This window comes from Litoreibacter halocynthiae (assembly GCF_004365635.1).
GTDB lineage: Bacteria > Pseudomonadota > Alphaproteobacteria > Rhodobacterales > Rhodobacteraceae > Litoreibacter > Litoreibacter halocynthiae.
Map to the genome: position 1 here is coordinate 395,207 of NZ_SOBH01000001.1, position 11,817 is coordinate 407,023.

Sequence of the window (11,817 nt, forward strand, 5' to 3'; positions counted from 1 at the left end):
GACGCGAGCCATCTCGTCAGTTATCCTGCGGCATCAGTGGCAAAAGCCCTGATAGCCCAAGGATATATCACATTGGAGGCGGAAGAAAGTTAAACCGCCCCCGCGCGCACGACGCAGGGGCGGAAACGTATCAGGCCGTTGCTTTTGCCAATGCCTGATCAAGATCAGCGATAAGGTCTTCGACGTTCTCGGTGCCGATTGAGACCCGCACCATGTTTGCCGCAGCCCCTGCCGCAGCTTGCTGCTCTTCGGACAGTTGACGGTGGGTTGTGGAGGCCGAGTGGATGATCAAGGAGCGCGTGTCGCCCAAGTTCGCCACGTGAGAGAAAATCTCGAGGCTGTCCACGAGCTTGACGCAGGCATCGTACCCGCCTTTGACCGCGAAGGTGAACAAGCCGCTCGCCCCTTTTGGGCAAACCTTCTTAGCCAGCGCATGGTAGGGCGATGACTTCAGGCCCGCATAGGTCACTGCATCAACCCGTGGATCGTTCTCGAGCCACTCGGCGATCTTCTCGGCGTTGAAGACATGGCGCTCCATACGCAAGGAAAGCGTCTCGATCCCCATCAAGGTGTAATGCGCGGCCTGCGGGTTCATGGTCATGCCCAAGTCACGAAGCCCGATGGCAATACCGTGGAAGGTGAAGGCGAGCGGTCCGAAAGTCTCCGCAAACTTGAGGCCGTGATAAGCGGGTTCTGGCTGGGAAAGGGAGGGGAATTTGTCCGATGCCGTCCAGTCGAATTTGCCGCTGTCGACGACACAGCCGCCCGTGACGGTCCCGTTGCCTGTCAGGTATTTGGTCGTCGAGTGGACAACTAAAGTCGCGCCCAGTTTGATCGGGTTGCACAGGTAAGGCGTGGCTGTGGTGTTGTCGATGATCAGCGGAACGCCAGCCTCGTCAGCAATGTCTGCGACGGCGCGCACATCCATAACATGGCCGCCGGGGTTGGCGATGGCCTCGCCGAAGATCGCGCGGGTGTTATCGTCCACGGCGGCCTTGACCGCATCAAGGTCGTCAATGTCCACGAACTTGGCGCTCCAGCCAAATCGTTTGATCGTCTGCGAGAACTGCGTGACGGAGCCGCCATACAAACGCGTCGAGACCACAATATTGCAGCCCGGTTGCATCAGCGGGAACAGCGCCATGATTTGTGCCGCGTGACCGGACGAGCAGCAGACCGCGCCAACGCCGCCTTCAAGGGTCGCGATACGCTCTTGCAAAACGGCAACTGTCGGGTTGGTCAGGCGGGAGTAGATGTAGCCAACCTCTTGCAGGTTAAACAACGCCGCCGCGTGCTCAGCGTCGCGGAACACATAAGCGGTGGTTTGATAGATTGGCGTCTGGCGCGCACCGGTTGCAGGATCCGGGCGGGCGCCCGCATGGATTTGCAGTGTGTCGAAGCCGTAGTTTGCTGTGTCAGACATTTGTGTCTCCCTGAGAAAATTTGTTGTTGTGGACACTAGTGGGTTGGCAGACCTGCTACAATGGTATGTAAATCATCATCATGTTGACGCCATTTCATCTCGCCTATCACGTAACCGACCTTGATGAGGCCCGCGCATTCTATGGCGCGCTTCTAGGCTGCGCCGAAGGACGGTCGACAGACACGTGGGTGGATTTTGATTTCTTCGGACACCAACTCTCGCTGCATCTTGGCCAGCCCTTTGCCAACGACCTGACGGGAAAGGTCGGGGATCACATGGTGCCTATGCCGCATCTGGGGTTGGTCCTTGGCTATGACGACTGGCGTGGCTTGGCCGACCGGTTGGAAGACGCGGGCACCGATTGGGTTCTGGCCCCATCAGTGAGGTTTGAAGGCGAGCCGGGGGAGCAATGGACAATGTTCTTCCGCGATCCGTCCGGAAATCCGATCGAGATCAAAGGATTCCGTGATCTGTCAGGCGTGTTTGCAGGCTAGCCCGCTTACAATTTCGAAGAGATGACGCCGGTATTGAACCCGCCCATACGGAGCTCCCCAAAGAGCCGCTGATATTCGATTTTCGGGCAACGGTCCTGAATGACGACTTTTCCGGCGGCCTTGGCCTGTTCAGTGGCCTCCGGGTGAGTAACCCCGATTTGCATCCAGATGGTTCTGAGTTGGGGCAATACGTCGAGCGCCTCGTCCACGATAGCAGGGACGGCGTCGGGTCTTCGGAAAATGTCGACCATGTCAACTTGCGCGGTGTGCGGGATGTCTGACAAACTCGCCGCAATCGTCTGGCCGAACAGCATTTTCCCAGCGTGTCCGGGGTTCACACCAATCACGGTATAGCCTTTCAGCGTCAGATAGCGGGCGACATAATAACTGGGGCGCACGGGGTTGGTCGAAACCCCGACGCAAGCAATAACCTTGGTGGTTTGCAGTATCTGGCTGAGATGGGCGTCAGTATATTCCATGGCTGATTTATGAAACCCGAACGGGTGTCAGACAAGCCAAAAAAAGGCGCCCATGGCGGGGGGGCCACGGGCGCAGTCACGGAACGAGGGACAGTGTAATTGGGCACGCAGTTCCGTTGCTGTGCCCATGAATAAAAGGTGGGGTGTCTGGCTTCGGTTTTCCAGAGTTCTTACAAAAACGTGAACTAGTCGAAGATATCCTCGACCTCGTCCCAAACTTCTTCCAAGGCGCGACGCCATAGCGGCTTGCGAGGTTTTCGTTTGCGGGACCGCTTGAACGCCGTGGATTGAAGCAACGGAGAAGTTTTCGGCTGCTTGCGCGCTGGTGCTTTTAGCCACTTCATCTCGTGCAAGGGCGCGCCACAACTTCCACAAGCCAATTCGTGGCCACCACGCGCAGTAGGCTTCAACATCGTACGACGACCGCAATAACAACAGGTGGCAATCTTGATATTGGTGCGCATTGGTCCTCTTAGATCGGGCGTCCCACTGCATATAGGGAGACCGCCGCCGCATTCGAGACATTGAGCGAGCCAAACTCTCCCGCTGGATCGATTCTGGCCAATCTGTCGCAGGTTTCCTTGGTTTTGTCGCGCAAGCCCGGACCTTCGGCACCAAGAACAAGGGCAATCGGCTGGTCTTGCGGAATGTCTTCCAGCGTGGTGTCGCCTGTCGCATCTAGCCCGACCAATAGGTAACCCATCTCGCGCAGGGCCTCCATCGTGGTGGCAAGATTCTTGATGCGCAAATAGGGTTGCCGCTCAAGCGCGCCTGACGCGGTTTTGGCCAAGGCGCCTGTTTCGGGTGCGGAATGACGGTGTGGTGCGATGACGGCACGAGCTCCGAAAACTTCGGCGGATCGCAGGATGGCACCGACATTGTGAGGATCGGTCACGCGGTCCAGTAAGACTACACGCGAGTTCTGACCGCGCGGCGCACATAGCCCCGAGAGGTTTCCCCAGTCCAGAGGTTTGACCTCAAGTGCAGCCCCTTGGTGGACAGATTGCGGATCAATCGGTGCCGCAAATTTACGTGGGTCGCTGATCTCCGGCTCCATACCGGATTTTGCAATATCTTCGGCCAAACGGTCTGCCGCGTTCTTAGTCACTACAAGGCGCAAACGGTCGCGCATCGGGTTGGACAGCGCGTCGCGCACGGCGTGGATACCGAACAGCCAAACGGTCTCGGCTGCTGCTGCGCGGCGGTCGCGCTCTTTCTGGACGACCCAAGTGGGTTTTTTCTGCTTCATAACGTGGTCTAGATCATCTGATGGAGAAAAGCGCAAGCGGCGGCGTGTTTTCATGTTGACGGGGCAGTAGATGACTAATATCCAGCGCCCCAGTGGGCGACAGGCCGCAAGGTGTGGCAGGGGACTGTAACTCCCTCGCGGAGACGCACGCCTGGTTCGATTCCAGGGTCGCCCACCACTCAGTCTTTCTCAACGATCACTGGTCCTCCATTGCCAGTAGTTAAATTTCCCATGGAAGTCGTTTGGAAACCTCGACCAAGTGGTCGACAAATAGTCGCAAACGCGCGGATTGGAAACGATTTGGCTGGAACACTGCGTAGATGTCACGTTCTGGCGACGTGACGTATCTAGGCAAAACAACTTGTAGGTTTTGATTTTTGAGGTGCTCGGCAACATAGAAGATCGGAAGAACCGCAATGCCAACGCCCTGAACCGCAGCGCTGCACAAGATATCTCCAGAATCCGACCTGAATGCCCCATGCAAGTTGATCTGACCAGTTCGGCCAGAACGGTCGCAGTAACGCCATTCATGTACCCCACTATTCCCAGAAAAGGCGAGGACATTGTGGTCGACGAGGTCTTTCGGTGTTTGCGGAGTGCCGTTTGTTTCAAGGTAACCCGCACTTGCGCACAAAATGAACGGACAAGCCGCCATACGCCGCGCAATCAACGACGTGTCCTTGAGCGATCCGATCCGCACGGCAAGATCAAAGCCTTCAGCCGTGATATCGACGAAGCGTTCATCGAGGCTGACGTCTAGTTCGACTTCTGGATACTGCGCGGCGAAAGACCCGATAGCTTCGCTGAAATACTTGCTGCCGAGGCTTTGTGGAAAACTGACCTTTAGCGGCCCACGCGGATGAGATCTCAGTTCATTGATTTCCTCTTCGGCCTCTTGCAAATCCTCCAACGCGCGGGCGGCGCGCTCGTAATAAATCGCGCCTTCTTCGGTGACCGACACATTCCGCGTCGTGCGGTTCAGCAGTTTGACCTGCAAATCCTGCTCAAGGTTCTGGATCTGCTTTGAGACTGCAGAACTGGTAAAACCCAAAGACTGGGCGGCGCCGGCAAAGCTTGCGGCTTTGACTACGGCAATAAAGACGCCAATGCGGGATATGTGGTCCATCTTTATTATCAACCTAATGGAATGAGTCATCTTCTAAATACTAGTATTATCAATTATTGAGCTGCATGCAATATAGGGTCCAGAACAACGACACACACATCTGGAGCAAGACCATGACACAGCATACTGATATGAACTACGGCGCATTCGTCACCCGCGTTTCCTTGGGCGGCGTCCTTTTGGCCCACGGCCTTTTGAAGCTGATTGTATTCACAATCCCCGGCACCGTTGGCTATTTCGAGAGCCTTGGCCTGCCAGCCATGGCAGCTTATCTGACCATCTTCGCCGAACTTGTAGGCGGTACCGCCATCATTCTGGGTCTCTACACCCGATTGGCGGCATTGCTCTCCTTGCCGTTGTTGATCGGCTCGGTCTGGGCGCATGCTGGCAACGGCTGGCTGTTCAGCGCGCCAAATGGCGGTTGGGAATTCCCGTTGCTGCTTGTCGCGCTTGCGACCGTAGTCGCCCTTCAGGGCGGTGGAGCATTCGCGCTGCGCAAACTGCCGGTCATCGACGGGTTCATTCCGCAGGCTTTAAAGGCCTGAGACCGGACACACTCGTAATGACAAGAAAGCCAAAATCATGACCAAACTTCTCATGTTCGCTGGCAGTGCCCGCAAAGCATCCACCAACAGAAAGCTCGCAGCCTTGGCTGCGGGCACCGCAAAGGAGGCCGGTGCACAGGTCACCCTGATTGACCTCGCCGATTTTGATATGCCGATTTACAACGGCGATATTGAAGAGGCCACGGGCCTGCCGGAGAACGCAAAGCGTCTGAAGCAGCTGTTTGTGGACCACGACGGGTTCTTCATTGCCTCGCCGGAATACAACAGCTCGATCTCGCCCCTGCTGAAAAACGCGCTGGACTGGATTTCACGGCCTCACACCGAAAACGAACCACCCCTTTGGGCGTATCGCGGCAAGGTTGCCGCCCTTGGGGCCGTTGCCCCCGGTGCTTTGGGTGGTTTGCGCGGTCTCGTGCCCTTGCGGATGATGCTTGGCAATATCGGCGTCACCGTCGTGCCCAGTCAGGTCGCTGTATCGAACGGGCTGAGCGCGTTTGACGAAAACGGTGCGCTCGCGTCCGAGCCACATACGAACCTGCTGAAAACAACGGTCACGCAACTGGTTGAGACGTCCCGTGCGCTCGCGGGCAAGTCGCCATCCAGCTGACTTAGACACACGTTAGAAGGATAATCAAAATGACGATTCAACAGACGCTAACACGTTGCCCCGCAGCTGAGCGCGGCAAGGCCGATTTTGGCTGGTTGAAATCCGCCCATAGCTTCAGCTTTGGCGAATACTATGACCCAAAGCACATGGGTTTTGGCAACCTTCGTGCCATCAATGACGATCTTGTCGCGGGTGGCAAAGGGTTCGGGCAACACCCCCATCAGAACGCCGAAATCTTTTCCTACGTCATGGGCGGCGCGCTGGAGCACAAGGACTCCATGGGCAACGGCTCCATCGTGGGCGCAGGCGGGGTGCAATATATGAGCGCGGGGTCCGGTGTGACCCATTCCGAGTTCAACCCATCGCAAACCGATGAGATGCGGTTCTTGCAAGTGTGGCTGATGCCCGAGGAACAGAACACCAAGCCCGCCTATGACACCATTGATCTGTCGGACGCGGACAAGAGCGGCACGCTGAAATTGTTCCTGTCGCGCGACGGGCGCGACGGGTCGATGACCACGCAAGCGGACGCGAGCGTTTATGCGGCCACGTTAGGGGGCGATCAGTCGATCACCACCGATCTGGGCGCAGGCCGCAAAGGTTGGGTTCAGGTTGCTGACGGGTCGTTGCAAGTGAACGGCGTGGCCCTGTCCAAAGGGGACGGGCTGGCGATTGAGGGCGGTGGAACTTTGACCTTCGATGCCGGTCAGGACGCCGAATTCCTGTTCTTCGATCTTGCCGACTAAGTAAAAGGCTGGCGGCACACGTCCGCCGCCGGCCTTTTGATTATCGACACCCCCGCCTCCGCCTGTTGGCGGGGTTTATTGCGTCTGACAGGTCCGTGTGCTGCCATCCGACAGCTCGTTTTCCAAAGTGGCCATATCGCCTTTTGACCACCAGACAAGAGCCCCAGACACATAACGCGCGCCGGATGCCGCCACGACATTGACGAAAACGCGGTCCTCGTCGCCCACTTCCATCAACGCCAGCGCATTGGCACCTGCGTTCACATATTGAACGGTAAACGCATCACCATCACCGCAATCGTAGATGACAGATGTCACGCTATCCGTGTCGTCGAGCTCAAAAGCCAGTGACAGCGTTGTGTCCGCGCCCGCAGGGGCCGTGATTGCGGTCAATCCAATAGCCAAAAGGCGAACCAGTTTCATCATGCTATTACGTCCATTCCTTGGGTTTTGTTCTGTTCATTGCCGGGTCGATCTCGATGAATTCGGCGTCATCGCCGGGGGGAAGCTTGAACGGCCCATTTGCCCAATCCGCCGCGTTCCAGTCCTCTTTGGCCTGTTCGATCCGGTCCTTGGACGATGACACAAAGTTCCACCAAATGTAGCGTTTTTCGTTCAACGTTGCGCCGCCAAGCGCCATCAGACGTGCGCCTTGAGGACCAGCCTTGAGGGTCATTTTGTCGCCCGGGCGGAAGACCATCATCCGGCCTGCCTCAAACACGTCGCCAGCCACTTCGATGCTGCCTTCGGTGACGTAGACGCCGCGATCTTCGTGGTTGTCGGGCAAGGGGAACGATTTGCCCGCATCCAGCACGACATCTAGATAGAACGTCTCGGATTGCATGGTGACGGGGCTTGTTTCGCCGTACGCATTGCCGAGGATCAGCCGGGCCGTCATGCCAGTGTCTGTGATGACGGGCAGGGCGGCTTCTTTGTGGTGCTCGAAATCGGGCTCCATCTCTTCGCGGTCTTCGGGCAGGGCGATCCATGTCTGGATGCCAAACAGCTTGCTGCGCCCCGCGCGGGTATCTTCGCTGGTGCGTTCGGAATGGGTGACGCCGCGACCGGCGGTCATCCAGTTCACTTCGCCGGGGTAGATCATCTGGTGGGTGCCAAGGCTGTCGCGGTGCTCGAACTCGCCGTCATACAGATAGGTCACAGTGCCAAGGCCAATATGAGGATGCGGTCGCACGTCGATCCCGCCTTCGTTGATGAATTCGGCGGGGCCCATCTGGTCAAAGAAAATGAACGGGCCGACCATCTGCCGGTCGGGCGAGGGCAGGGCACGACGCACCTCGAACCCGCCCAGATCGCGGGCGCGGGGGATAATCAGCGTTTCAATGCTGTTGGTGTCCGATACAGGGCATTCGGGGTTTTGGGTCGGGTTCCAGCTCATGGGATGTCTCCTGTGGGTGTCTTGCACTACGCAGCAGGTAGCCGTCAGCGCGCGGTCTACTTCGGTATCAAAACTAGTCTGGCCGCACTCGCGGATTGTGCACCGCGCACCAGAGTTTTAGGCTATTAAGGATGAAACCGCGACAGGAGTGAACCCCAGATGACTGGTAAAATGCACGTCTACAAAGCGATTGCCCGATGTGCCCGCGATCACGGGGTTGATACGATGTTCGGCCTGATGGGCGACGCCAACCTGTTCATGGTGGACAGCTTCGTGCGCGACTGCGAGGGGCGGTTTGTCCCGTCCGCGCATGAGGGCAGCTCGGTGCTGATGGCGCTGGCCTATGCCCATGTCACGGGGAAGACCGGCGTTGCCACGGTGACCCACGGCCCGGGGCTGACCAACTGCATGACTGCGCTGACGGAAGGCGTGCGGGGGCATATCCCGATTGTGCTTCTTGCGGGCGATACGCCCGTGGCCAACCCGCGCCATCTGCAAGGCATCGACCAACGTGAGGTGGTCAAGGCAACCGGCGCGGGGTTCGAGCAATTGCGCGCCCCCGACACCGTCGGCATGGACGTCGCGCGCGCCTTCTACCGCGCGCAGGTCGAACGCCGCCCCATCGTGCTGAACATGCCCGCCGACTTCATGTGGGAGGAGATGGACCACACCCCGCATGTGCTCGACGTTTTCACCGCGCCGGGTGGCGTGGCGGAGGGCGACATTCTGGACGAGGCCATCGGCATGATCGCCTCGGCGCGGCGTCCGCTGATTTTGGCCGGTGGCGGGGCGATCACGGCGCGCGACCAGCTGATCCGGCTGGCCGACCGGCTGGAAGCGCCGCTGGCCACGACGTTGAAGGCAAAGGGGTTGTTCAACGATCATCCCTACAACATCGACATTTTCGGCACGCTGTCCACGCCCGCGGCGTATGACCTGATTGCCCAGTCGGATTGCATTGTGTGTTTCGGCACCGGACTGCACGACTTCACCACCGATCGCGGCAAGCTGATGAAGGACAAGCGCGTCGTGCAGGTGGACGTGAACCCGACCGCCATCGGCGGCGGGCTGCATCCCGACGCGGCACTTGTGGCCGATGCGGGCCTGACCGCCGAGACCATTCTGTACTGGCTGGATGAGGCAGAAATCCCAGCAAGCGGCTTCACCCGCGAATTGGATATCGAGGTGCTGACGGCGCATCCTGCGGGGGCGAACAAGACAGCCGACGGCTTTGTGAACTATGTCCAAGCGCTGGAACGGCTGGAAAAGGCCCTGCCGGGTGACCGTGTCCTAGTCACCGACGGCGGGCGATTCATGACCGAAGTGTGGTGCCGCATTTCCGCCCCTGATCCGCACAGCTTTGTGGTTACGGCGAACTTTGGCTCCATCGGGCTTGGATTGGCGGAAGCCATCGGCGCGGGCGTTGCCGCGCCGGACAGGCCCGTGGTGGTCTTTAGCGGTGATGGCGGGTTCATGATGGGCGGTATCAACGAGTTCAACACCGCCGTGCGCCTTGGGCTTGATCTGGTGGTTATCGTCGCAAACGACTCTGCTTACGGCGCGGAGCATATCCAGTTTCTTGACCGGAAGATGGACCCGAGCCTGACGGAATTCCACTGGCCCTCCTTCGCGGAGATCGCCAAATCGCTGGGTGGAGAAGGGCTTGAGGTGCATTCGAACGCAGACCTTGAAGCCGCGCTGACGGCGCTAGAGGGTCGCAAAGGTCCGATTTTGATCGAACTCCGGCTTGATCCGCATGACGTGCCGCGTATGCGGATTTGAAAAACCGTGGATGATCGCCGCAGGTGTGAAAACTGCGGCGATCTTTTTGTTTAGTCCAAAGCGGGCGCTGGCCGCAACGTGCCTGCGCAGTCGCCGAAGCCGATGCGGTATCCGTCGCCTTTGGCCACGCCGCGCAGGGTCAAGGTGTCGCCGTCATCGAGGAAGGTGCGGGTCTCGCCGGTGTCCAGCGTCAGGGGTTCCTTGCCGCCCCAGCTGAGTTCCAGCAGGCTGCCACGGTTGTCCTTTTCCGGCCCCGAAATCGTGCCCGACCCCAACAAATCGCCAACCCGCATCGGGCAACCGCTGGTGGTGTGGTGGGTCAACTGCTGCGCGGCAGAATAATACATCACGTTGTAATTGGTGCGCGACAGGATCGTCTCGGCCTTGCCGTCGGGGGCGAGGCCCACCTCCAGATCGATGTCATAGAGCATCGGGCCGGGTTCTTTGAGATAGGGCAGCAGCTCTTTCTCGCGCGGCGGGGTTGAGGCGCGGAAGGGCTCTAGCGCCGGTTTCGTCACGATCCACGGGCTGATTGTGGTGGCGGTCGCCTTGGCCTGAAACGGGCCGAGCGGCTGGTATTCCCATGCCTGAATGTCGCGCGCGGACCAATCGTTGAGCAACACATAGCCGAAGATCATGTCGTCGGCTTCCTGCACGCTGACGCGGCCTTTTGACGGCTTGCCGACGATGGCGCCCATCTCAAGTTCCAGATCAAAGCGCTTGGACGCCTCGAAGACCGGCATGTCCATATCAGGGGATTTCAGCTGGCCGTTGGGACGGGTCACATCCGTGCCGCTGACCACGACGGAGGAGGCGCGACCGTTATAGCCAATCGGGATATGCAGCCAGTTGGGCGGCAGGGCATTGGCCGGATCGCGGAACAGCGAGCCTACGTTGAAGGCGTGATGGCGACCTGCGTAGAAGTCGGTGAATTCGGTGACGGTGAACGGCATTTCCAGCGTCGCCTTAGTCATGGCGACAAGGTGGCCTTCAAGGTCGGACTTCTGTGCAGCGCCTTCGCTTAGGGCGTCTGTCAGGAACGTGCGGAAGCTGTCCCAGACATCTTGCCCCAAGGCCATGAAGTCGTTCCATGTGCCACGGGCAAACACGCCGCTTTCGGGCAGGTCCAACAGACCGGCCTTTTCCAGGACTGTTACGTCAAGGATTTGATCGCCAATGGCCACGCCTGCGTGCAGATCCCCGCCGCCGACGCGAAAGGCCCCGTAAGGCAGGTTGTTGAGCGGAAAGTCGGTATCTGCCGAATTGGCGGTCTCGACCCAAGAGCGGAGTAGCTGTGTCATATGAATTCCTTCAGGTAGCGTCTGGCTGGTTTTCGGGGCGTGCAGCCTCGAAAGCCGGCAGTTTCATGGCGTGTTCTTCTATTTCGAGCAGTCGGGCGAAGGGCGTCATGTCGACCCGCCAGCGGTGTGCGTTATAAAGCTGGGCGACTAGGCAGATGTCACACAGCAGCGGGGTGTCCGAAAAGCTGAACCAGTTGCGGTCAGGCAATAGCGCCTGATAGGCGTGGAAACCTTCGGTCATCCAGTGGCGCATCCACTCGGTGCCTTGATCCGCCGTCAGCCCGTATTCGGACTTCAGGTGGCCAACGACCTTGAGGTTGTTCACCGGATGGATATCCGTCGCAATGACCTGCGCCGCCGCCTGCACCCGTGCCCGCAGCAACGGGTCACTTGGCAACAGGGCAGGGTCAGGGACGAGGTGGTCCAGATAGTCCAGTATTGCCAGCGATTGGGTCAACACCGTGCCGTCGTCCAGCACAAGCGTCGGAACCCCTTTGACGGGGTTCTTTGCGACGTAGTCTGGTTCACGCTGCTCGCCCGCCACAAGGTTCACTGGCACCGTGTCATAGGCCAGACCCTTAAGGTTCAGCGCCACCCGCACCCGGTAGGATGTGGTGGAGCGCCAGTAAGAATAAAGCGTCAACATTG

General features: G+C 58.8%; 14 protein-coding genes and 1 tRNA gene. 6 read left to right on the forward strand and 9 right to left on the reverse strand.

Annotation, left to right across the window (positions count from 1 at the left end):
• Positions 1–130: 130 nt before the first annotated feature.
• Positions 131–1,423, reverse strand: a complete 1,293-nt coding sequence (locus BDE40_RS01980) for an O-acetylhomoserine aminocarboxypropyltransferase/cysteine synthase family protein (RefSeq protein ID WP_134012341.1) — start codon at positions 1,421–1,423, stop codon at positions 131–133.
• An 80-nt stretch (positions 1,424–1,503) separates the two neighbouring features.
• On the opposite strand from BDE40_RS01980, the gene BDE40_RS01985 reads away from it, so the two are divergent.
• Positions 1,504–1,917, forward strand: a complete 414-nt coding sequence (locus BDE40_RS01985; RefSeq protein ID WP_134012343.1) for a VOC family protein — start codon at positions 1,504–1,506, stop codon at positions 1,915–1,917.
• Between the two features lie 5 nt (positions 1,918–1,922).
• On the opposite strand, the gene BDE40_RS01990 is transcribed toward BDE40_RS01985, so the two are convergent.
• From BDE40_RS01990 to rlmB, 3 genes are all read right to left on the reverse strand, one after another.
• A complete protein-coding gene (locus BDE40_RS01990) occupies positions 1,923–2,396 on the reverse strand; it encodes a CoA-binding protein (RefSeq protein WP_134012349.1) in 474 nt (157 codons plus the stop codon).
• A 185-nt stretch (positions 2,397–2,581) separates the two neighbouring features.
• The gene (locus tag BDE40_RS01995; protein ID WP_246030331.1) at positions 2,582–2,809 is read right to left on the reverse strand and encodes a hypothetical protein; all 228 of its coding nucleotides are present in this window, start codon (positions 2,807–2,809) and stop codon (positions 2,582–2,584) included.
• Positions 2,810–2,868: 59 nt separating this feature from the next.
• Positions 2,869–3,645 carry a 23S rRNA (guanosine(2251)-2'-O)-methyltransferase RlmB gene (rlmB, locus tag BDE40_RS02000; RefSeq protein ID WP_134012353.1) on the reverse strand — a complete coding sequence of 259 codons (777 nt, stop codon included), beginning with the start codon at positions 3,643–3,645 and terminating at the stop codon, positions 2,869–2,871.
• 94 nt (positions 3,646–3,739) lie between these two features.
• Here rlmB and BDE40_RS18150 point away from each other — a divergent pair.
• A tRNA-Tyr gene (locus BDE40_RS18150) sits at positions 3,740–3,823 on the forward strand.
• A gap of 42 nt (positions 3,824–3,865) precedes the next feature.
• Here BDE40_RS18150 and BDE40_RS02005 read toward each other — a convergent pair.
• Positions 3,866–4,771: a LysR family transcriptional regulator gene (locus BDE40_RS02005; RefSeq protein WP_162848011.1), complete on the reverse strand. Its 906-nt coding sequence runs from the start codon at positions 4,769–4,771 to the stop codon at positions 3,866–3,868.
• Between the two features lie 113 nt (positions 4,772–4,884).
• Here BDE40_RS02005 and BDE40_RS02010 point away from each other — a divergent pair, with 113 nt between their 5' ends.
• From BDE40_RS02010 to BDE40_RS02020, 3 genes are read left to right on the forward strand one after another with little or no spacing between them, the layout of a single operon-like run.
• Positions 4,885–5,316, forward strand: a complete 432-nt coding sequence (locus BDE40_RS02010; protein ID WP_134012357.1) for a DoxX family protein — start codon at positions 4,885–4,887, stop codon at positions 5,314–5,316.
• Positions 5,317–5,353: 37 nt separating this feature from the next.
• Positions 5,354–5,944 carry an NADPH-dependent FMN reductase gene (locus tag BDE40_RS02015; protein WP_211342390.1) on the forward strand — a complete coding sequence of 197 codons (591 nt, stop codon included), beginning with the start codon at positions 5,354–5,356 and terminating at the stop codon, positions 5,942–5,944.
• A 29-nt stretch (positions 5,945–5,973) separates the two neighbouring features.
• A complete protein-coding gene (locus BDE40_RS02020) occupies positions 5,974–6,690 on the forward strand; it encodes a pirin family protein (RefSeq protein ID WP_134012361.1) in 717 nt (238 codons plus the stop codon).
• 75 nt (positions 6,691–6,765) lie between these two features.
• Here the strand turns inward: BDE40_RS02020 and BDE40_RS02025 are convergent, their stop codons facing one another.
• The gene (locus BDE40_RS02025; RefSeq protein ID WP_134012363.1) at positions 6,766–7,116 is read right to left on the reverse strand and encodes an MliC family protein; all 351 of its coding nucleotides are present in this window, start codon (positions 7,114–7,116) and stop codon (positions 6,766–6,768) included.
• 4 nt (positions 7,117–7,120) lie between these two features.
• Entirely contained in the window at positions 7,121–8,086 is a 966-nt protein-coding gene (locus BDE40_RS02030) for a pirin family protein (protein ID WP_134012365.1), read from the reverse strand.
• Between the two features lie 159 nt (positions 8,087–8,245).
• On the opposite strand from BDE40_RS02030, the gene BDE40_RS02035 reads away from it, so the two are divergent.
• Complete coding sequence (locus tag BDE40_RS02035; protein ID WP_134012367.1) at positions 8,246–9,868, forward strand: thiamine pyrophosphate-binding protein; 1,623 nt, start codon at positions 8,246–8,248, stop codon at positions 9,866–9,868.
• A gap of 50 nt (positions 9,869–9,918) precedes the next feature.
• Here BDE40_RS02035 and fahA read toward each other — a convergent pair whose 3' ends face one another.
• Both fahA and maiA read right to left on the reverse strand, forming a co-directional pair.
• Positions 9,919–11,169, reverse strand: coding sequence for a fumarylacetoacetase (gene fahA, locus BDE40_RS02040; RefSeq protein WP_134012369.1), 1,251 nt, complete (start codon positions 11,167–11,169; stop codon positions 9,919–9,921).
• A 10-nt stretch (positions 11,170–11,179) separates the two neighbouring features.
• Complete coding sequence (gene maiA, locus BDE40_RS02045; protein WP_134012371.1) at positions 11,180–11,815, reverse strand: maleylacetoacetate isomerase; 636 nt, start codon at positions 11,813–11,815, stop codon at positions 11,180–11,182.
• Positions 11,816–11,817 lie beyond the last annotated feature (2 nt).